Source organism: Actibacterium sp. XHP0104 (assembly GCF_025751515.1).
In the GTDB taxonomy this organism is placed as follows: domain Bacteria; phylum Pseudomonadota; class Alphaproteobacteria; order Rhodobacterales; family Rhodobacteraceae; genus Actibacterium_D.
This window is the reverse complement of record NZ_JAOWLE010000002.1, coordinates 1-19,659: the sequence shown is the minus strand read 5'-3', so window position 1 is coordinate 19,659 and position 19,659 is coordinate 1. Positions and strand designations below refer to the sequence as shown.

Sequence of the window (19,659 nt, the reverse complement as noted above, 5' to 3'; positions counted from 1 at the left end):
CCGCGCGCCGCCCCGGTCCAGCCGTGACGGTGCGGCGTCAGGGCTTGCGCGCGATCAGGTCAACCAGCCCCGACAGGCCCTTGTGGCCGTGGCCCTCGTCGATCTCGGCGTCGTAATCGTCCAGCCGCAGGATCTCGAACCCGTCGAAGGCCTGGCGCAAAAGGTCGGTGGTATACATGTTTTCCTCGACCCCCGGACCGCCGGTGCCATAGCCCACCTGGCGCGGCGCATAGCCGTGCAACAGCAACAGCCCGCCGGGTTTCAGCGCCTGCTTCAGCCCCTGAAACACCTGTTCGCGCGGGCCCGGCCCCATGAACTGGATAAAGATCGCGGCCACCACGTCATATTGCGTGCCGGCCCAGTCCCATTTGAAAATGTCGGACTGGCGGAAATCGACCGTGACCCCGCGCGCCTTTGCCAGCGCGCGCCCCTTGTCCAGCCCGTTGGGCGCGAAATCAAAGGCGGTGACCTCCAGCCCCTGTTCGGCCAGCCAGACCGAGTTGCGCCCCTCGCCATCGGCCACGGCCAGCGCGGACTGGCCGGGTGCCAGCAATGGTGCGGCACGTTTCAGAAAGGCGGCCGGTTCGGTGCCAAAGACGTAATCCTTGGTGCTGAAACGTTCATTCCACATGGGAGACTCCTGATCTGATGCGCCCAGAATAGAAACGGGCGGCCGGTTTTCCAACCGCCGCCCGCCTCTGATCATCGCGTATCGTCTTTACTTGGCCGCGTCGGCCGCGCTGGCAGCCTCGGCCTCGGCCTTGGCTTCTTCGCGCGCCTTGCGCATCTCGGGATGCAGCGAGGTGCCCAGGATGTGATCGGCGCGGTGGATCACATGACTGGCACCGCCCACGATCAACGGATCGGGGCCGTGGATCAGCCTGTGATCCTTGCCGGGGTAGTCGATCGTGCTGAGGAAGTGGCGCATGGTTTCCAGGCGCGCGCGCTTCTTGTCGTTCGACTTGATGATGGTCCAGGGCGCATCGGCGGTGTCGGTGTAGAAGAACATCGCCTCTTTGGCCTCGGTATAGTCATCCCACTTGTCGAGCGAGGCCTTGTCGATCGGCGACAGCTTCCAGCGCTTCAGCGGGTCGGTGGCGCGCGATTCAAACCGGCGGCGCTGTTCGTCCTGGGTGACCGAGAACCAGTATTTGTAAAGACGGATGCCCGAGCGCACCAGCATCTGTTCAAACAGCGGGGTCTGGCGCATGAATTCCAGGTATTCGTTGGGCGAGCAAAAGCCCATCACGCGCTCGACGCCGGCGCGGTTGTACCAAGAGCGGTCGTAGAACACCATCTCGCCATCGGTCGGCAGGTGCGAGACATAGCGCTGAAAGAACCACTGGCCCTTTTCCTCGTCGGTGGGCTTGTTCAGCGCCACGATGCGGGCCTCGCGCGGGTTCAGGTGCTCCATGAACCGTTTGATCGTGCCGCCCTTGCCGGCCGCGTCACGGCCTTCGAACAACAGCACGAATTTCTGTCCGGTCTCCTGCCCCCACAGCTGAACCTTCAGCAGCTCGGCCTGCAGCTTGGCCTTTTGCGTCTCGTATGTGCGGCGCGACATCTTGGTCGCATAGGGGTATTCGCCGGTTTCGAACGCATGGGCGATGGCTGCCGCCGAGGGCTTGGCCGGCCGGGGTTTCGGCGCGGGTTTCGGCGTGGTTTTTTCCGCCGGCTCTGCGACTGCCGAAACGGCAGGCTTGGCGCTGGCGTCGGCGGCGGGTTTGGACGAATTGGCACTGGTGATCGCTGTTTCGGGCATTATGGCTCTTCTCTTGTTGGGGTTCCCTGCCCTGTTACCAAAAAGTTACAAAACCCGCTTTGACCGATATCAAAAAATTGAACACTGCCTGAGATTGACCGTAACGGCATCCCCCCCGTACACTTTCCACCTGTGCCGAGTAGATTGGAACGAGTGCCCCGGGGACTCACGGCCTGCGCCGTTTAGAGGGCGGATTATCCAATGGCGGACACGCGGTTCTGCACTGCGGGCAGGAACCAGGATGGTGCCTGGTTCATCGCCTGCAAGATTGACGGGTCCGGCAGCCAAGCCCTGCTGGACGCGAATGGATACCGGCTGGACCAGTCGCAGCCCCCCGACAGCCCTTATGACAATGCCGCGCGCCATATCCGCGACCAGGGCGGGCTGTTCTGGACGACGAACGCCCCCGGCGAATATGTGACCATCGCGGGCGTGCCTGATACCGACCGCCAATAGGGCGCAAACGCCATTGCCCCCTGCCCCTGCCAGTGGTCTAATGCACGGCCAAACAAACACCAAGAAAGAGCAGGGATATGGCCGACGATCTGCTGGCGGCAGCCTCCGACGATCAATATGACGCCTCGTCTATCGAGGTTCTCGAAGGGCTGGAGCCGGTGCGCCAGCGCCCCGGCATGTATATCGGCGGTACGGATGAGCGCGCCCTGCATCACATGGTGGCCGAGATCCTCGACAACTCGATGGACGAGGCCGTCGCTGGCCATGCCAACCGGATCGAGGTCGAACTGCACGACGACTATTCCGTCACCATCCGCGACAACGGCCGCGGCATCCCGATCGACCCGCATCCCAAGTTCCCCGACAAATCCGCGCTAGAGGTGATCCTGTGCACGCTGCACGCGGGCGGCAAGTTCTCGGGCAAGGCCTATCAGACCTCGGGCGGTTTGCACGGGGTGGGCTCGTCCGTGGTGAACGCGCTGTCGGATTCCATGGTGGTGCAAGTGGCCCGCAACCGCGAGCTCTACGAACAGCGCTTTTCGCGCGGTCTGCCCCTTGGCCCGGCGCAAAAGATCGGCCCCGCCCCCAACCGGCGCGGCACGACTGTGACCTTCCACGCTGACGAACAGATCTTTGGCCATCACCGCTTCAAACCCGCACGCCTGTTCAAGATGGTGCGCTCCAAGGCCTATCTGTTCTCGGGCGTCGAAATCCGCTGGAAAACGGCGATCAGCGACGGCGAAACCCTGCAAGAGGCCACGTTCCACTTTCCCGGCGGCCTTTCCGATTACCTCAAGGAAACGCTGGGCAAATCGGCCACCTATGCCGACACCCCCTTTGCCGGCCGGGTCGAGTTCCGCGAGAAATTCAACGAGGCGGGCAGCGTGGAATGGGCGATCAACTGGACGCCCTCGCGCGACGGGTTCATTCAGTCTTACTGTAACACCGTGCCCACCCCCGAGGGCGGCACCCATGTCGCCGGGTTCTGGAACGCGGTGCTCAAGGGTATCCGCGCTTACGGCGAGCTGGTGAACAACAAGAAGGCCGCGCAAATCACCCGCGAAGACCTGATGAACGGCGGCTGCGCGCTGGTCAGCTGTTTCATCGCCGACCCGTCCTTTGTCGGCCAGACCAAGGACCGCCTGTCGACCGAGGCCGCGCAAAAGATGGTCGAGGGCGCGGTGCGCGACCATTTCGACAACTGGCTGGCCTCCGACACCAAGGCCGCGGGCGCGATCCTTGATTACCTTGTGCTGCGGGCCGAGGAACGCCTGCGCCGCCGCCAGGAAAAGGAAACCCAGCGCAAATCGGCCACCAAGCGCCTGCGCCTGCCCGGCAAGCTGGTCGATTGCTCGGCCACCAACCGCGACGGCACCGAGCTGTTCATCGTCGAGGGCGACAGCGCGGGCGGCAGCGCCAAGATGGCGCGCGACCGCAAGACCCAGGCCCTGTTGCCCCTGCGCGGCAAGATCCTGAACGTGCTGGGCGCGGCCAGTTCCAAACTGGGCACCAACGCCGAGATCAGCGACCTGACCCAAGCCCTGGGCGTGGGGCTGGGCAGCAAGTTCAACATCGACGACCTGCGCTATGACAAGATCATCATCATGACCGACGCCGATGTCGACGGCGCGCATATCGCGTCGCTGTTGATGACGTTCTTCTTTACGCAGATGCGCCCGCTGATCGACCAGGGCCACCTCTACCTGGCCTGCCCGCCCCTTTATCGTCTGACACAGGGCGCGAAACGGGTCTATTGCCTGGACCAGGCCGAGCGCGACGCCTGGCTGGCCAAGGGTCTGGGCGGCAAGGGCAAGATCGACGTTTCGCGTTTTAAAGGCCTGGGTGAAATGGACGCGAAAGACCTGAAAGACACCACCATGAACGTCGAAACCCGCAAGCTGATCCGGGTCACGATCGACGAGGACGAGCCGGGCGAAACCGGCGATCTGGTCGAACGCCTTATGGGGAAAAAGCCCGAACTGCGGTTCCAGTATATTCAGGAAAACGCCAAGTTCGTGGAGGAGTTGGATGTTTAAAAGAAGATTGAATTCAGAAACTTACGCTGTTCTTCATTTAAAACACCCACATACCTAAGAATTGCGTCCTTGGTAGCATCTCCTGAGTTCAAGCCATCGTCCGCAAATTTCCCCATTCGTGCATCCAGTACACGTATTTCACCATTTGACAGCTCACAGTTGAATGCGCGGACGGATGTGTCAGGTGGGGACAACTTGCCCTCAGAAACGGCAAAACCCGACTCTGTCGCTGCAAGAACAATTTCGTCGTACTGTTTCTTGACAGTGTTAAAGTCTTCACCAGATACAAGGATATCGTCTACGTACATGGTAACGATCCCACCACTTGCGCGGATCTCCGATATCTTCTGCCCCAGCAAACTCTTTTCAACGACTAGCGTGGCGAGCGCCATTGATTGAATGAAACCATATGGAAGGAACTTTCGCCCTTCAAATTCGACGCACGATTCAGACGCTACGTCTAGGGCGTAGCGGTTGGCGTAGCCGATGGACTTTAATGATCTGTGAACTTTTGTCCTCGTGACAGAAGGAAAAAAGTTGGTTAAGTCTACGCTGGACTTGAATTGCTGATCGACGTGAGGTCGTAAAGCGGCAACATGCCCGCCGCGCTTTTGAAAGTGGTAGAAAAATTCACGCGGCATCCAGTTTTTCGTAAGCGTGGAAACTATTGATTGTCCACGCTTCATTCCCTCACGGGTTGGAATGAAAACGTGCTTTCCCGGCTTTAGCTCAAAACGGTATTCGTAGCTCTTTTCCATCGGTAGTTGGTGGCTTCGCTCAGCGTTTCAAGGACAAAACGCACAATGCGGTATGCAAAGTACGCCTTGGGCCAATGGCGCCGAACGAAGCGAAGGTAAATCTTCAGTTTCTTCATTTTGAAACCTCCTATTTAACATCCAGCTTCCTTTCGCCTTCACGACAATTCCAACCAAACCGATAATCCTGAACATAACTACTCAGTTTCTCGAGCCATGTAGCACTCATACAAGCACAACTTATGGCTTATAGGCCATGCTACCGCCGGATGCCCATTTAATATGTGGTGGCAGACCAAGCCTTTCAATACTCTGATGCAACAAGGCCCGCTTTCTTCACCCCTCGGCCCGCCCATGGGGCGGGTCGGGCGCTGCCCGGGCTGACGCCCGGGCGGTTCAGCCTCCAAAGGCGCCCCCATCCCCGCACCCCCGCTTTGCACAATTGCACGGTGACAGCCGCCCCAAGCCGCTCTAACCTGCGCGCATCAGGGAGGGTCGGTCATGGACGTCACCACAATGAAATACGCGCTTGTCATGTTGGCGGCGGGCATCGGCATTCCGGTGCTGGCGGCGCTCAATGCCGGGCTTGGCGTGCGGCTGGGCAGCCCTGTGGCGGCTGCAGCGGTGCTGTTCGTCGTGGCCTTTGTGACCGCCTTCATCGCGCTGATGATTGCCGGCCCCGCGCCCTTGCGGCACCTGCCCGGAACGCCCATTCACCTGTTCGGCGGCGGGTTGTTCGTGGCCTTTTACGTGCTGACCATCACCTGGGCCGCGCCAAAATTCGGGGTCGGGAACGCGGTGTTCTTTGTGCTGCTGGGGCAGCTGATCAGCGCCGCGCTGATCGACCATTTCGGCCTGTTCGGGGCCAAGGTCTCGCCCCTTGGGCTGATGCGCGCCCTGGGTATCGGGGTGATGGCCTTTGGCGTGTTCCTGACGCAGAAAGCCTAGGCCGCGCCACGGCGGGCGATTGCCTTTGCCCGGCCCAATAGTTAACGCTGGGGTCTCGACCAACAGAAAGCGGGGCAGTCATGCGCAAGGATTTCGAACAGATCGCGCGGCAGTCGATGCTGCTGTCGAATGCGCCAGAGCCGCTGGTCGACTCGTTGCTCGAGCATGCCCATGTCACGCATCACGCGCGGGGCGAGACGATTTTCCTGCAAGAGGAACTGGCCGACGCGATCTATATTGTCGCCGATGGCTGGGTGAAGCTTTACCGCATGGCCCCCAGCGGCACCGAGGCCGTGGTCGGCACTTTTACCCGCGGCCACAGCTTTGGCGAGGCGGTCGCCCTGCGGGCGGCGCGCTATCCGGTCTCGGCCGAGGCGGTCACCGAATGCGAGCTGATCCGCCTCGACGCCGCGCTGTTCTTGCGGCTGCTGCAGGAAAACCCGTCGATCGCCGTGTCGATGCTGACTGCAACCTATGCCCATCTGCGCAACCTGGTCGAGCAGGTTGAACAGCTGAAATCACAGACCGGCCCGCAGCGCGTGGCCGAGTTCCTGCTGGACCTGGCGCCGTCGAAAACCGGGCGCTGCGAGGTCACGCTGCCCTATGACAAGGTGCTGATCGCGGGGCGTCTGGGGATGAAGCCCGAAAGCCTGTCGCGCGCCTTTGGCAAGCTCAAGTCCAAGGGCGTGGCGATCCGCCAGAACGCGGCCGTGATCGAGGATGTCGAGGCGCTGCGCGCCTATACCGAGGACGATCCCGCCGCCGCCTGGACCCGCTAACCGCGGGCCGGGCGCGGGGTCCAGAGTGACCGCCAAAAGCTGACCACGAACAGCGCGAAGACCAGGCACCAGATCGCGCCTGCCGCCAGAACCGTGGGGAAATAGGCGCCCCCCGACAGCGCCGAGCCGACCGCGCGCAACACCGCCGCCACCGGCAGCAGCGCAAAGCCCAGCGCCACGCCCCATGGCGCGATCAGCGGCCGGCCGGTATGGCCCAGTGTGGCGCGCGACATCACCGACAGGATCATCCCGCCCAGCCCGCCGATTGCCAGCAGGTGCAACGCCGCGACCTCGGATACCAGGCCGATCTGCGCCCCCGCCATCAGCACCAGCCCCAGCCCCGCCAGGCCGTAGCTGACATGCAGCGTCCACAGGATGGGTTCGCGCCACTGAAAGCGCGTGTGCCACAGGCCTACCCGCGCGATCATGACCAGCCCTCCGGCCGCCATGACCAGCGCCGCCAGCCCGGTGTCGGGCAGCCCCAGCGCCACCAGCGGCAGCAGCGCCGCCAGCGCGATCGACAGGGGTGTAAAGATGGCCGGGTCGCGCGGCAGACCGGTCTCGATCCCGGCGCGATGCATGGCGTTGCGGGTAAAGGCCGGGGTGATCCGCCCGCCCAGCACCATCACCATGCCCAAAAGCGCCAGCATCCCGGCCCGCACGCCGCGCTCGGCCATGCCGCTGACCAGACCCATCCAGTCAAGGTGAACCACAAGGTTGCCGACCCAGAACAGCAGCACGAACAGCAGAAAGACCATGTTCTGCGGTTTCGGGCGGCGCAAAAGCTGCGCCGCGATCTTGGCGGCCAGGAAGGGCGCAAAAGCCAGGTCGATTGCCGCCACCAGCCCCGGCGCGATACCCGCCGAGCCACCGACCGCCAGCCGCCCCAACAGCCACACCCCGGCGGCCACCGCGATGTAATGCCGGCGCGCCGCGCCCGCGCCCGTCCAGTTCGGCACCGCGGTCAGCAGGAACCCCGCCATCGCCGCCGCGCCAAAGCCAAAGACCAGCTCGTGCGCGTGCCACATATGCGTTGTCATCGCAAAGGGCATCTCGGCCATGGCCCCTCCGGCGGCCTGGACGGCCAGGTGGATTTCCCACAGCAGCATCGCGCCCAGCCCGAACAGCCCGGCCATCAGAAAGAATACCCGAAAGCCTTCGCCAAGAAGCGTGTTGAATGCCTGCCGCATGGAGTCCTCGTTTACCCGTGTCTAACTGTAAACCTTGCGGCGCGGGTCGCGCCCGCGCCTTAACAAAAATCAAACCGGACTCGGCAATCCGCCCACAAAAAAGGCGCCCCCGAATGGGAGCGCCTGATCATCGACTGGCAATCGCTTACTGGTTCAGAGAGGCCAGGTAGGCGGCCATATCCTCGGCACCCGAACGGTGCTTGTAGGTCATCTTGGTCTTGGCGCCGGCGTCACCGGTCACCTCGGCCAGCCAGGCCTTGGGGTCGGTGATATAGGCGGCCAGGTTGGCCTCGTCCCAGACAGTGCCGTCAGCACCGGCCGCGACCAGCGAGTCGCCATAGTTGAAATCCGGGGCGGCGCCGATCTGGCGGCCGATCACGCCAAAAAGGTTCGGCCCGGTCTTGCCGCCCTTCACGATCGCAGTGCCGTCATCGGCCACGATGGCGTGGCAGGCCTTGCATTTCTTGAAGTCGCCTTCGCCCACGGCGGGATCGCCGGCCCAGGCGGTCCCGGCCAGCAGCGGCAGGACAACGAGCGGCAGTGCAATTTTCTTCATGAGTTTCTCCTTGGTCATCAGAATCGTGATTCCGGGATATAGCTTTCCAGTCGCGCGCCCTTGACCTTACTCAAGACCGCCTGAGCCTGCCACCGCTCATTTGTCGCACTTAGCGCGGTTGACAGGGCGTCAGCCAGGGCGGCGCTGTCGGCACTGACCGACACCTGCCGCACCCTTGCGGGGCCCGGGGTTTCGGCGCGCGGATCAAGGATATGGCCCTGCCCGCTTTGCGGGTCCAGCATCATGCCCTTGGGCGACGAGGTCGCCAGCGCGCGGCCGCTCAGCAGCCGCTCACGCGGGTCGCCCTTGATGCGCACCGGCCAGCCGGCCTGGCCCGGGGCGGTGCCCAGGGCCACGATCTCGCCGGTATCGACCAGCACGTCGCGCACCCCGGCGCGGCGCAACAGCGCGGTGACACGGTCGGCGATATAGCCCTGCGCGATGCCGTTCAGCGTCAGCGCCTGCCCCTGCCCCAGCGTCACCTGCCCGGAGTCGATGTCGACAGTGTCAAAACCCAGCCGCGCCCGCGCCTTGGCGATGTCGGCGGCATCGGGCGCACGCCCGGCCTGACGCGCCTCGGCCAGCACGGTCCAAAGCGGCTGCACCGTCGGATCGAACGCCCCGTCCGAGGCCCGGTGCACCAGCCGCGCGGTGGTCAGGCATTCCAACAGCTCGAACGACGGCGCCTCAAGCGCGCCCTGCGCGTTCAACCGTGCAATCTGCGAGGCCGGGCGGTAGAGGCTGAAGATATCCTCAAGCCGGTCGATCTCGGCCATGGCCTGTTGGGCCAGGCGCGGCGCATCGGGATGGTCCAGCACGATCTGAGCCTTGGCCCCAAGGGCGGTGCCGGTCCAGTGATAGGCTTGCCCCGCGCGGGCCGGAGACACCAGGCACGCGGCAGAGGCAATGGTCAGAAAACGGCGTCTTGTCAGGGACATATCAGTTGTTCCTTGCGCTTTGGCTAAGGGCGCGCAGGCGCCCGGAAATTGTGTCATCGGCCTCGGCCGGGGCGGCAGGTTCGCGGGCTTCCAGCGCCTCTTGGGCGGTGATCTGGTCAAAGGCGCGGATCTCTCCGCCATGGCTGTCGGCAAAGGCACGAGCGGCTTGAGGGTCAGAGAAGGGCACGAATTCCGCCGCCCCCATCCCGCCCATCCGGTCAGAGCCCAGCACGAAGGTGGCGCGGCCGATCTCGATCCATTCGCCGGGGGCATCCCAGCTGGCGCCGGTCATGTCCTGCACATAGGCGACGGTCACGGCGTGGCTTTGCTCTGGCATGTGCAGGTAGGCCACCGCATCGCGCACCTGGCTGAAGAACAGCGCGCCCGGCATGCCTTCGAGATGCACCTGCGCCTTGGGGCCGTCATGTTCCAGCAGGCCCATCTGGCAGTAATGGCCCACGGCCTCGGCAGTCAGCGCCAGCGGCTGGGGCAGCGCGGCCTCTTCGGTCTTGCAACCCGCCAGCGCCAGCAGCGCCAGCGCGCCCAGGGTGATGCGCGCGCGGGTCATGGCTGGACCCTCTGAAAGGCGGCGCGCGCCAGCAGCGCGGCCAGAACCGGCCACAGCACCAGCGACAGCAGGGGTTTCCACTGGGCGATGGTATTGGCCGCGCCCGACAGGCCCGACGCCGCCCCCACCGCGCCCGAGGCCGCGAGGTTGAAGATACGGAAGGCATCGGCCGGGTTCGCGACCAGCAGCCAGGGGAAGATGCGGGTGGTGAAGGCGCCGCCGTCATCGGCCACGATCGCCGCCAGCAGGCCCAGATCATACAGCACGATCGCCACCAGCCACAGGCCGATCGCCATGCCCGCCGCCCCCGAGGGACGTCGCGCCATGCAAGACATCAGGTGCCCCAGCGACAGGAACACCGCGCCCAACAGCACCGAGGTCCAGATCAGCCGCACCAGCGCGGGCAGGCCGGCCAGTTCTTGCAGACCGCCGCCCCAGACCGCGACCACAGCCGCCACCGCATAGCCCAAGAGCACCGCCAGCGCGACCACGGCCAGCTGGGCCAAGAGCTTGCCGAACAGCAGCTCGCCCCGCCCCAGCGGATAGGTCAGATGCAGCGGCAGCGTGCCGCGCTCGGCCTCGCCGGCGATGGCGTCGAACGAAATCAGCAGCGCGATCAGCGGCACCAGGTAGACCGACAGGCTGGTCAGGCTGGCCACCGTCACCGACAGCCGGTCGATGCCCAGATCGCCCGACGGCGCAGAACCCGCGACCGACAGCACCAGCGAAAACATCATCATCATCGCCACCGAGATCGCCACCCAGCGGTTGCGCACCGCGATGGCGAACTCAATCCGGGCGGTGGACAGGATACGGCCAAACATCACGCGGCCCTCCGGCTGATATGGGAATAGATGTCGTCCAGGCTGGGCGGCAGCACCTCGAAATCGTCGATCTGCGGCGCCAGGCCCGAGATCCGCCCCATCACCGCCAGCTTGTCGGTGGCAGGGCAGGAAAAGCTGAGAACGCCATTGGCCATGCTGGCCTCGGGGAAGGCGCTGGCCAGTTGGTCGGCCTGCCCGTCGCGCGGGCGCAGATGCACGGTCAGCGGCAGCGCGGCGCGGATGCGCAGCTCGGGCAGGCTGCCTTCGGCCACCAGCCGCCCGTCCGACAGGATGGCGATGCGATCGGTGCGGGCCTCGACCTCGGACAGGGCGTGCGATGACAGCAAGATCGCCGTGCCCGCCGCCGACAGCTCATCGAGCAGCGAATAGAATTCGCGGCGCGACACCGGATCAAGCCCCGATGTGGGTTCGTCCAGGATCATCAGGCGCGGCGCCCCGATCAGGGCCTGAGCCAGGCCGATGCGCTGGCGCATGCCCTTGGAATAGGTGCCGATCCGGCGCCGGCCCGCATCGCCCAGCCCGACGCGTTCCAGCAGCCCGTCGGCTTTGGCCGGATCGTCGCCGCGCAGCCGCAGGTAATGGCGGATCTGCTCGCGCCCGGTCAGGGCCGGATGAAAGGCGGCGTTCTCGGGCAGATAGGCGGTCAGCGCGCGCGCCACGGAGGAACCGGGCGCGTGGCCCGCGACCGAGACCTTGCCGGCATCGACCGGGATCAGCCCCAGCACCAGCTTCATCAGCGTCGATTTCCCGGCGCCGTTATGGCCCAACAGCGCCACACGTTCGCCGGCGGCCAGGGTCAGGTCGACCCCGTCCAGCGCGGTCTGCGCGCCATAGCGTTTAGTGAGCCCGGAGAGGGTCAGTATCGTCATCGGTTGCTCCTGCCGCCCAGAGCGGCTGAGATTGGGCCAGTTGCCGCAGCGGCGCGGGGATCTCGCGCGCGGGCATCTTGACCAGGGGGTGACTGTCGACCACGCCACCAGCGCGGGTGGCGGGAAATTGCGATTGCGACCAACGCACCAGCTGCACCGCGGGCGCGCCCAGCAACAGCTTGGCGGCGGGCTGCGACCACAGGATGTGATCCATCAGGTCATTGGGGCGATAGGCGCTGTCGGCGCGGGCATCGCCATCAAGGTCAAAGGCGGGATGATCGGACCAGTAGTTGCCGGTGCCGTCATGGCTCCACTCGACATGGCGGGTGCCAACATATTTGACCTGCGTGCGGTTGCCGATAAAGGCATTGGCGGTGACGGTGTTGCGCTCGGACCCGGCGGTGAAATGAATGCCGATCTCGCAGCCGTCAAAGGTGTTTTCGGCCAGCAGGTTGCGGTGCGAATTGTAGACAAAGGCGCATTTGTTGGTGCCGCCCGTTACCAGGTTGGCAAAGATATCCGACTGGTTGGTATAGTTCAGCATGACCCCGTGATCGCGGTCATTGATCGAGATGTTGTCCCGCGCGACGATCCGGTCGGAATACATCATCGCAAAGCCCAGATGGTTGCCGATCGAGACATTGCCCTCGACGGTGCTGTCATTGGTATACATGTAGTGCACGGCGAACCGCAGGTCGCGCATCAGGTTGCCGCGATAGATGTTGTCGCGGGATGTGTTAGAGAAAATTCCGTCACGTCCGTATCTTATGCTATTTTCTTCAACCACTGCACCAGGAGAGTTCCAGACATAGATACCGTTGCCGCGATCATTCATGCGGCGCAGGCGCAGGCCTTCGATATCGTTGTCGCGCACCAGCGCGTCGCGGGCGCCGTGAATGTCGACCCCGACAAGGTTGCCCTGAATGTCATTGCCGATCACCCGCGCGCCGGTGGCCTTCTTGGTCAGCTTGATGCCGGAATCGATCTCTTCATGCGACCGGCCCGAGCCGGTCAGCGACAGCCCCTGCACGGTCACGCGCGCGGCATCAACCGTCACCACGCTGCCGGTTCCGGCGGCGTCGATCACCGCGCCCGGCTGTCCGGTCAGGGTCAGCCCGGCAAGGGTCAGATGCACCGGGCCGGCATAGCGGCCCGGTGCAAGGATGATCTCGTCCCCCGGCTGGGCCCGGTGCAGCGCCGCGGCCAGCGCGCCGGCGCCGGGTTCCACGGTGATCTGCCCTGCCGCCGCGGGTGCGGCCAGCAGGATCAGGGACAGCAGATGGGGAACGAGATGTTTCATCAGGCTTTGGGCTCCACGAACATGCGGCCACGCATCTCCATGTGCAGCGCGTGGCAGAACCACTGGCAATAGTACCAGTAGACGCCGGGTTTGGCTGCGGTGAAGGTGATCGAGGCGGTGGCTTGCGGGCCGACTTCCATGGCGACGCCATGGTTGTTCAGGCAGAAGCCGTGGGTCAGGTCGTCGATGTCATCAAGGTTGGTGACATAAACGGTAACCTCGTTGCCTTCCTGCACGGTGAACTGCTCGATCGAGAATTGCGGCGCCTGGCTGGTCATGTAGACTCGCACCTTGTTGCCGTCGCGGATGATCTGATCCTGATAGTCATCCAGGTTCACCCCGTCGGCCTCGGCCTGGGCGCGGGCATCGGCCCACATCGGGTCGTTGCGATCCCAGACGTTGGTCGGGTTCACCACCGAGCGGTGGACCAGGATGCTGTCATGCGGCTCGGCAAAGGTCGGGCCGTCATGCACCAGCTCAAGATCGTTGTCACCCAGCGCGAACAGCTGTTCGTTCTCGGGCTTGAGCGGACCCACGTTCAGGAAGCGGTCTTTCGAGAACTTGTTCATCGTGAGATACCACTTGCCGTCGGCCTCGAGGGTTTCGCCCATCGTGGTCGAGTTGTGGCCCGGCTGGTAATGCACGTCCTTCTTGGTGATGATCGGATCGACATCTTCACCCGCATAGGCGCGCACGGCCTTGTCGAGGTTCCACATCACCACCTGGCTGTCCAGGAACAGCGTGGTCAGGCAGTTGCCCTTGCCGTCAAAGCAGGTGTGAAGCGGCCCGAGGCCCAGTTCGGGTTCGGCCACCACAACCGAGCGGGGCTCGGCATTGTTGTAGAACACATCAGCCAGCTTGCGCACGTCGATCACCGACACCGTGGGCGACAGTTTGCCGTTGATGCACAGGTGGATCTTGTCGGGCGCCATGTTACAGCCGTGCGGGCTGTTGGGGATCGGGATGTAGCGGGTGTAGTTCTTGTTCTTACCCTTGCGGCCGTCGATCACCTTGACGCCGTTCAGCTCGATGAAATCGCCGGCCGCGAGGCCTTTTTCGATCTCTTCGATGTTGAAGACCACGACGTGGTCCATCTCGGCTTCCATCATCTCGGCCAGGTTCACACCCATTTCCGAGTTGTACGAGGTCGAGAACGCGTATTTGCCTTCGTAATCGGCGTCACAGTTGTCCAGGTTGCCCGTCACCATCACCTGCCATGCGACGCTCATCTCGTCGGCATTCACGGCGGTGAAGAAGTTGACGTATTGCGACGGATCATCCAGCACCTTGCCGTCATTGACCATCGGCACCTCATCCTCGCCATTGGCAAAGACATAGTTGGTGCGCGGCCATTTCTGCGGGCGCAGGCCGTGGATGGCCTTGGCGTTCGGGATCTCGAGGATCTTGTCGCATTTCATCACGTCGCAGCGCACACGGGCGACGCGGGTGTTGGCCTTGTCGTTCATGAACAGGAAGCGGCCGTCATACTTGCCCTCGGTAAAGGACATGTGGACGTGGTGAAGGTCGCCGTTGTCATGCACCTTCTTGCCCTGCGCGGCCAGAAACGCCTTGGTTTCGGGCAGCATGTTCTCGGTCAAGACCTTGAGGCTTTCATTGGTCTGACCCCAGCCGGTGGCCGAGCAGCGGTTGAAGACCGGAACGCGCATCAGTTCGCGCATCGAGGGGATGCCCAAGATGCGCATCTCGCCGGTCTGGCCCGACGACCAGAAGCCGTAATACTCGTCCAGCTCGCCCGGCCCGGGCATCGCGTGATCGCCGCTGCCGCCGCTGGCGCTGGCTTTGCCGGCAGTGGCCGCGGTCAGGGCAGCGGTGCCGCCCAGCAGGCCAAGCCGACCGCCGACGCCGCCCATCAGGGCCGCACCGGTGGCCGTCGCGCCCATAAAGCCTCGACGGCTCAGGCCATGTTTCTCTTTCTCAGACATGGTGTCTTCCTTTCCCTATTTCCCGACATTCGGGTGGTTTGCGACCGCCTCTTTATTCGCCCGAGGCAGATCGGGGCTTGTGACCGCCGCGCGCCGCTTTAGCTGGCGGATCACGACGGGGCATTTCTGGTCAGACTGGTAGAGAACCTGGCAGTGCATGCAGTTCAGGCACTCATTGGGGTTGATCTCACCAGTCGGGTGGATCGCCTGGACCATGCATTCATTGGCGCAGGTCTGGCACGGGCTGCCGCATTCCTTGTAGCGCTTCAGCCAGTCGAACATCCGCAGCCGCGCCGGAATGGCCAGCGCCGCGCCCAGCGGGCACAGGTAGCGGCAGTAAAAGCGTTCGACGAACAGGCCGGCCATCAGCAGCGCGGCGGCATAGGCCACGAAGGGCCAGGCGCGCATGAACTTCAGCACGATCGCGGTCTTGAACGGCTCGACCTCGGCCAGGTGTTCGGCCTGTTCGATCGAGTAGAGCGAGATGCCGAACAGCCCGAGGAAAATCATGTATTTCAGCGCCCAGAGCCGTTCGTGCAGCCCCCAGGGCAGCGTGATCTGCGGCACGCCCAGTTTGCGCGCGATGCGGTTGCTCAGCTCTTGCAGGGCGCCGAACGGGCACAGCCAGCCGCAATAGGCCCCCCGCCCCCAGAACAGCAGCGCCGCCGCGACCGAGAACCACAGGATGAAGGTCAGCGGGTCCAGCAGGAAGGCCTGCCAGCTAAAGCCCGAGACCAGCGCCCCGAACAGCGCCATCAGGTTGACCACCGACAGCTGCGCATTGGCATACCAGCCGAGGAAAACCAGCGTCACCGTCAGGAACGACATGCGGAACCAGAAGGTGGCCTTTTCCGAGCGGGTCAGGAAGTTCTGGAAGAAGAACGCCAGCGACAGCACCGCCAGCATGGCCGACAGGATGATGACCTCGACGGTCTTGTCCTGCCAGATGCGCTTCCACAGGGCCGACTGGGCCGCGGCTTCGCTTTGGGCATCGTCGGCGGACGCGGCGGCCGCGGGGGCGGCGTTGACCGGCGTCAGGTATTGCTGGGGCAGCTGATAGCCCAGATCAAAGGTGGTAAAGACCTTTTCAATCGCCGCCACGTCGCGCTGCACCAGCAGCTGCAGGCGGAAGGGCCGCGTCGGGTCAAAGCCGACATCGGCGGGGATCTTGAAGATGTCGCGTTCGACGAATTCGGGGGCGTCCGAGGCCTCGATCACGCCCATACGGCGATGCATCCGGTCACGAAAGCGCACCGACACGTCATCCTGGATCAGCACGATCCGGTCAAAGATACCGCCGCGCACATAGCCCGAGCCCTTGAAGGAATACATCCCCCGGCCCACCACGGCGACGGCGTGCTCGTCCGGCGCCAGCCAGTCGCGCAGGTTGCGGTGCTCGGCCTCGCCCAGAATGGCGGCACCGATGCCCGGCACGCTGACCAGCGCGGCCTGCATGTCGATAAAGGTGGTTTCGGGCGCTTCGGTCAGGGCGCGCTTGGCGGCGCGCGGGTCGTCGACCGCCTCGAAGGCCGTGTTGATCTGGCCCACATCCAGCGATAGGCGGCGCACGGTGCCGTCGCCTTCCATTTCCATCCAGCTGTCGGGGGCGGTGGTGTCGGCGTTGACCTGGAATTTCGGTCCGGTGTCGATATCGGCGCTCAGCCCGCCCAGCCCCAGCATCCGCGAGACCTTGATGCCCGCGCGCACGATGCTGTCGTCGATGACCATCACGGTCACGGTGGCGCCCGAGATGATGTTCAGATCATGGCCCGACCCGCCGGCCGCGGCCTCGGCTACAAGGTCCATGCCCTTGTAGTCTTCGACCATCTTGATGATTTTGCTGTCGGGAATGCCGATCAGAACGATCGGCTCGGAATGCTTGACCAACTGCACGCCCAGAATGCGTGCCTCCATGTCGACGGCGACCATGGTGTGGATCGGCTTGCCCGAATAACCGGTGGTGCCCACGAAATCGGACGTCACAAAGACGTAGCCGATTTCCTTGCCCGCTTTCAGGATCGGCGCCGCGGCGACATCGCTGCGCAGGCTGCCATATCCGTCAGCGCCTTCGGCCATGTCAGCGGGTGCGACCTTGGCCAGATATTCCGCCAGAACCGGCGCTGAGGTTTGTGCCCAGCCCGCGCTCAGCGCGGCGACCAGCAGCACCAGGCTGGTCAAAAGGGAACGGCACAGGGTTTGGGCAAAGCGTTTCATGCAATCAGACCTTGGAATGGCTTGGAGGACCGCGGGACGGATGTTCGACCCGCTGCGCCCATTTCAGCAGCACGGGGGCCACGACCTGCGGCAGGGCGCGGGCCGTGGCGGGCACGGCGCCGGCCGTGACGGCGGGCAGAGCGGCAAGGGGAACCAGCGAGCAATCGGCGCAATGGTCGCACTCGCCCGCGGGGGCCGGCGTGACCGGGTTGCCGTTACGGTCGAGGGTTATTTCCTCGACACCGTTATTGCCGCAGATGATGATCGACATCTGACCGGCCTGGCTCAGCGCGTGCGCAGTTCTCAGAGAGCCGCCCGCCGCAGCTGCCATCATCAGGCAGAGCGCCAGCAGAAGACTCAGGAAAGAGGTCGCAACGCGTGTCATGCGGGCTGGATGACGCAGTGCGGCGTCGCGCACCTTGACAATAATCAAGACTTTTCAGGACCGCGCGCGAAACAGCCCCCGAACGCAATGCTTGACAGCGGCGCGACAATACTGCACTGCGGCACCAACGCTGCGCTGCCGCGTGAGCAAGCCGTGCCCCTTTGCGGGCCATCAGCGTTGAAACTCTCCAGTTCCCCATCACGCAGGGTTCCTGACACGTCGGCCGGACAGAACGGGATGCGCCCGTATGTGCCACGGTCACGTGAACCCACGTGCGCCGCGCGAATGTGCGGCCTGATACATGCGTCGTGCCATGTCGGTGCGGCCCGAAAGGAAATACGTGTTCGATTTCGATATGCTCGGCCTTGCGCCGGCACTGAACGAGGCGCTGAAACGCAGCGGCTTTACCCAACCGACCCCGATCCAGAACCAGGCGATCCCGCTGTTGCTGGACGGGCATGACCTGCTGGGCCTGGCCCAGACCGGCACCGGCAAGACGCTGGCCTTTGGCCTGCCGCTGATCGACCGGCTGCTGGCGCAGCCCGGCAAGCCCGAGCCCAAGACCGTCAAGGCGCTGATCCTGGCCCCCACGCGCGAGCTGGTGAACCAGATCGCCGACAGCCTGCGCGGCCTGACCGAAAAGACCAAGGTCCGCGTCAACACCGTGGTCGGCGGCCAGTCGATCGGCCGTCAGATCAGCGTACTGTCGCGCGGCACCGATATTCTGGTGGCCACCCCCGGCCGCCTGATCGACCTGATGGATCGCGGCGCGGTCGATCTGGGCTCGGTCCGGTTTCTGGTGCTGGACGAGGCCGACCAGATGCTGGACCTGGGCTTTATCCATGCGCTGCGCAAGATCGCGCCGCGCCTGGGCACCCCGCGCCAGACCATGCTGTTCTCGGCCACCATGCCCAAACAGATGGAAGAGCTGAGCAGCGCCTACCTGAGCAACCCGCGCAAGGTGCAGGTTTCGCCCCCGGGCAAGGCCGCCGACAAGATCGAGCAATCGGTCGAGTTCCTCGATAAGCCGCGCAAGCCCGCCCGCCTGCGCGAGATCCTGTCGCGCGATCCCGAGGCGCTGACGCTGGTGTTTTCGCGCACCAAGCACGGCGCCGAGAAGCTGATGAAGGGGCTGGTGGCCGACGGGTTCAACGCGGCATCGATCCATGGCAACAAAAGCCAGGGCCAGCGTGACCGCGCCATCAAGGGGTTCCGCGATGGCACGACCACCGTGCTGGTCGCCACCGACGTGGCCGCGCGCGGCATCGACATTCCGGGCGTCGCCTATGTGATCAACTATGACCTGCCCGAAGTGCCCGACAACTATGTGCACCGGATCGGCCGCACCGCCCGCGCCGGGCGCGAGGGTCAGGCCATCGCCTTTTGCACCCCCGAGGATACCGACCTGCTGCGCCAGATCGAGAAACTGATGAAGATCGAGGTGCCCACCGGTGCCGGCACCCGGCCGGACGATCTGGATCGCGGCAAGGCCGCGCCGCGCCCGCGCAGGGGCGGCGGTCGCCCCGATGGCGGGGCCGCACAGGCCAAACCGCGCGCCAAACGCCGGCGTCCGCGCCACAAACGCGCGGCCTGAACCGGGCCGCAACACGCCTCTCGCCGACTCGACGCGTGCGACATACCGCACGCCCCGGCCCTGATCCGTGCGGAAACCTGCACACACCGCCGCCCCTCACCGGGCGGCGGTTTTTTTTGATTGCGCCCAACCGATTGATATTACCTGACTATTTTCAATCTTTGACGTGGCGTCATTTTCCCTTTGGAGAAGCCCCGCCCCTGCTGGCTTAATTGCGCGCGGGGGAAGGACAGTTTGCATGCAAATCAGGTGACAACAAATTGGTTTAACGTTAAACCATATCAGAATTGCATAACGCCATTGCATCTGCGGCCCTGCCAGAATGGCGAAAAATAGTTTAGAGGTCGCACAGGTCAGCCAAGCTGACCTTTGATAAAGGAGGAGATCAATGAAGAGAGTTGCACTCGTCACCGGCGGATCGCGTGGCATCGGCGAAGCGATTTCGAAAGCGCTGAAGGCCGCGGGCTATGAGGTTGCCGCGACCTATGCGGGCAATGACGAAAAGGCCGCCGCGTTCACCG

At 64.1% G+C, this 19,659-nt stretch carries 19 protein-coding genes; 6 read left to right on the top strand and 13 right to left on the bottom strand.

Features of this window, described 5'->3' with window-relative positions; translation table 11 throughout:
* Positions 1 to 37 precede the first annotated feature (37 nt).
* Both OE856_RS04470 and ppk2 read right to left on the bottom strand, forming a co-directional pair.
* Positions 38 to 631 carry an SAM-dependent methyltransferase gene (locus tag OE856_RS04470; protein WP_263714858.1) on the bottom strand — a complete coding sequence of 198 codons (594 nt, stop codon included), beginning with the start codon at positions 629 to 631 and terminating at the stop codon, positions 38 to 40.
* Between the two features lie 87 nt (positions 632 to 718).
* The gene (gene ppk2 / locus OE856_RS04465) at positions 719 to 1,762 is read right to left on the bottom strand and encodes a polyphosphate kinase 2 (protein ID WP_263714857.1); all 1,044 of its coding nucleotides are present in this window, start codon (positions 1,760 to 1,762) and stop codon (positions 719 to 721) included.
* A 201-nt stretch (positions 1,763 to 1,963) separates the two neighbouring features.
* On the opposite strand from ppk2, the gene OE856_RS04460 reads away from it, so the two are divergent.
* Both OE856_RS04460 and parE read left to right on the top strand, forming a co-directional pair.
* The gene (locus OE856_RS04460) at positions 1,964 to 2,218 is read left to right on the top strand and encodes a hypothetical protein (RefSeq protein ID WP_263714856.1); all 255 of its coding nucleotides are present in this window, start codon (positions 1,964 to 1,966) and stop codon (positions 2,216 to 2,218) included.
* Positions 2,219 to 2,295: 77 nt separating this feature from the next.
* Positions 2,296 to 4,254 (top strand): DNA topoisomerase IV subunit B, encoded by a 1,959-nt coding sequence (parE, locus tag OE856_RS04455; protein WP_412174855.1) that lies wholly within the window; start codon positions 2,296 to 2,298, stop codon positions 4,252 to 4,254.
* Here the strand turns inward: parE and OE856_RS04450 are convergent.
* On the bottom strand, positions 4,251 to 5,012 hold the full coding sequence (locus OE856_RS04450; protein WP_263714855.1) for a reverse transcriptase domain-containing protein: 762 nt from the start codon (positions 5,010 to 5,012) through the stop codon (positions 4,251 to 4,253). The genes parE and OE856_RS04450 overlap by 4 nt on opposite strands.
* A 498-nt stretch (positions 5,013 to 5,510) precedes the next feature.
* Here OE856_RS04450 and OE856_RS04445 point away from each other — a divergent pair, with 498 nt between their 5' ends.
* Together OE856_RS04445 and OE856_RS04440 are read left to right on the top strand one after the other, a co-directional pair.
* Complete coding sequence (locus tag OE856_RS04445; protein ID WP_263714854.1) at positions 5,511 to 5,957, top strand: DMT family transporter; 447 nt, start codon at positions 5,511 to 5,513, stop codon at positions 5,955 to 5,957.
* 80 nt (positions 5,958 to 6,037) lie between these two features.
* Positions 6,038 to 6,736 (top strand): Crp/Fnr family transcriptional regulator, encoded by a 699-nt coding sequence (locus OE856_RS04440; protein ID WP_263714853.1) that lies wholly within the window; start codon positions 6,038 to 6,040, stop codon positions 6,734 to 6,736.
* On the opposite strand, the gene OE856_RS04435 is transcribed toward OE856_RS04440, so the two are convergent.
* The 10 genes from OE856_RS04435 to OE856_RS04390 form a co-directional block, all read right to left on the bottom strand.
* Entirely contained in the window at positions 6,733 to 7,926 is a 1,194-nt protein-coding gene (locus OE856_RS04435) for an NnrS family protein (protein WP_263714852.1), read from the bottom strand. The genes OE856_RS04440 and OE856_RS04435 overlap by 4 nt on opposite strands.
* 145 nt (positions 7,927 to 8,071) lie before the next feature.
* Entirely contained in the window at positions 8,072 to 8,482 is a 411-nt protein-coding gene (locus tag OE856_RS04430) for a c-type cytochrome (RefSeq protein WP_263714851.1), read from the bottom strand.
* Positions 8,483 to 8,499: 17 nt separating this feature from the next.
* Positions 8,500 to 9,420 (bottom strand): FAD:protein FMN transferase, encoded by a 921-nt coding sequence (locus OE856_RS04425; RefSeq protein WP_263714850.1) that lies wholly within the window; start codon positions 9,418 to 9,420, stop codon positions 8,500 to 8,502.
* Position 9,421: 1 nt separating this feature from the next.
* Complete coding sequence (locus OE856_RS04420; RefSeq protein ID WP_263714849.1) at positions 9,422 to 9,988, bottom strand: nitrous oxide reductase accessory protein NosL; 567 nt, start codon at positions 9,986 to 9,988, stop codon at positions 9,422 to 9,424.
* Entirely contained in the window at positions 9,985 to 10,812 is an 828-nt protein-coding gene (locus OE856_RS04415) for an ABC transporter permease (protein ID WP_263714848.1), read from the bottom strand. The genes OE856_RS04420 and OE856_RS04415 overlap by 4 nt, the downstream gene beginning before the upstream one ends.
* Entirely contained in the window at positions 10,812 to 11,702 is an 891-nt protein-coding gene (locus OE856_RS04410) for an ABC transporter ATP-binding protein (RefSeq protein ID WP_263714847.1), read from the bottom strand. Before OE856_RS04410 ends, OE856_RS04415 begins: the two co-directional genes overlap by 1 nt.
* Positions 11,671 to 13,002, bottom strand: a complete 1,332-nt coding sequence (locus tag OE856_RS04405) for a nitrous oxide reductase family maturation protein NosD (RefSeq protein WP_263714846.1) — start codon at positions 13,000 to 13,002, stop codon at positions 11,671 to 11,673. The genes OE856_RS04410 and OE856_RS04405 overlap by 32 nt, the downstream gene beginning before the upstream one ends.
* Positions 13,002 to 14,945 (bottom strand): TAT-dependent nitrous-oxide reductase, encoded by a 1,944-nt coding sequence (gene nosZ, locus OE856_RS04400; protein WP_263714845.1) that lies wholly within the window; start codon positions 14,943 to 14,945, stop codon positions 13,002 to 13,004. Before nosZ ends, OE856_RS04405 begins: the two co-directional genes overlap by 1 nt.
* A gap of 15 nt (positions 14,946 to 14,960) precedes the next feature.
* Positions 14,961 to 17,159, bottom strand: coding sequence for a NosR/NirI family protein (locus OE856_RS04395; protein WP_263714844.1), 2,199 nt, complete (start codon positions 17,157 to 17,159; stop codon positions 14,961 to 14,963).
* A 4-nt stretch (positions 17,160 to 17,163) separates the two neighbouring features.
* A complete protein-coding gene (locus OE856_RS04390) occupies positions 17,164 to 17,544 on the bottom strand; it encodes a DUF2946 family protein (protein WP_263714843.1) in 381 nt (126 codons plus the stop codon).
* A 340-nt stretch (positions 17,545 to 17,884) separates the two neighbouring features.
* Here OE856_RS04390 and OE856_RS04385 point away from each other — a divergent pair, with 340 nt between their 5' ends.
* Positions 17,885 to 19,138 carry a DEAD/DEAH box helicase gene (locus OE856_RS04385; RefSeq protein WP_263715166.1) on the top strand — a complete coding sequence of 418 codons (1,254 nt, stop codon included), beginning with the start codon at positions 17,885 to 17,887 and terminating at the stop codon, positions 19,136 to 19,138.
* A gap of 388 nt (positions 19,139 to 19,526) precedes the next feature.
* Positions 19,527 to 19,659: SDR family NAD(P)-dependent oxidoreductase (locus OE856_RS04380; RefSeq protein ID WP_263715165.1), on the top strand; the 133-nt coding region annotated here is incomplete at its 3' end.

Excerpts from the sequence above, each read along its gene's own strand:
- OE856_RS04470 (WP_263714858.1), bottom strand. The coding sequence starts at position 631 with ATGTGGAATGAACGTTTCAGCACCAAGGATTACGTCTTTGGCACCGAA.
- ppk2 (WP_263714857.1), bottom strand. The coding sequence starts at position 1,762 with ATGCCCGAAACAGCGATCACCAGTGCCAATTCGTCCAAACCCGCCGCC.
- OE856_RS04460 (WP_263714856.1), top strand. The coding sequence starts at position 1,964 with ATGGCGGACACGCGGTTCTGCACTGCGGGCAGGAACCAGGATGGTGCC.
- parE (WP_412174855.1), top strand. The coding sequence starts at position 2,296 with ATGGCCGACGATCTGCTGGCGGCAGCCTCCGACGATCAATATGACGCC.
- OE856_RS04450 (WP_263714855.1), bottom strand. The coding sequence starts at position 5,012 with ATGGAAAAGAGCTACGAATACCGTTTTGAGCTAAAGCCGGGAAAGCAC.
- OE856_RS04445 (WP_263714854.1), top strand. The coding sequence starts at position 5,511 with ATGGACGTCACCACAATGAAATACGCGCTTGTCATGTTGGCGGCGGGC.
- OE856_RS04440 (WP_263714853.1), top strand. The coding sequence starts at position 6,038 with ATGCGCAAGGATTTCGAACAGATCGCGCGGCAGTCGATGCTGCTGTCG.
- OE856_RS04435 (WP_263714852.1), bottom strand. The coding sequence starts at position 7,926 with ATGCGGCAGGCATTCAACACGCTTCTTGGCGAAGGCTTTCGGGTATTC.
- OE856_RS04430 (WP_263714851.1), bottom strand. The coding sequence starts at position 8,482 with ATGAAGAAAATTGCACTGCCGCTCGTTGTCCTGCCGCTGCTGGCCGGG.
- OE856_RS04425 (WP_263714850.1), bottom strand. The coding sequence starts at position 9,420 with ATGTCCCTGACAAGACGCCGTTTTCTGACCATTGCCTCTGCCGCGTGC.
- OE856_RS04420 (WP_263714849.1), bottom strand. The coding sequence starts at position 9,988 with ATGACCCGCGCGCGCATCACCCTGGGCGCGCTGGCGCTGCTGGCGCTG.
- OE856_RS04415 (WP_263714848.1), bottom strand. The coding sequence starts at position 10,812 with ATGTTTGGCCGTATCCTGTCCACCGCCCGGATTGAGTTCGCCATCGCG.
- OE856_RS04410 (WP_263714847.1), bottom strand. The coding sequence starts at position 11,702 with ATGACGATACTGACCCTCTCCGGGCTCACTAAACGCTATGGCGCGCAG.
- OE856_RS04405 (WP_263714846.1), bottom strand. The coding sequence starts at position 13,002 with ATGAAACATCTCGTTCCCCATCTGCTGTCCCTGATCCTGCTGGCCGCA.
- nosZ (WP_263714845.1), bottom strand. The coding sequence starts at position 14,945 with ATGTCTGAGAAAGAGAAACATGGCCTGAGCCGTCGAGGCTTTATGGGC.
- OE856_RS04395 (WP_263714844.1), bottom strand. The coding sequence starts at position 17,159 with ATGAAACGCTTTGCCCAAACCCTGTGCCGTTCCCTTTTGACCAGCCTG.
- OE856_RS04390 (WP_263714843.1), bottom strand. The coding sequence starts at position 17,544 with ATGACACGCGTTGCGACCTCTTTCCTGAGTCTTCTGCTGGCGCTCTGC.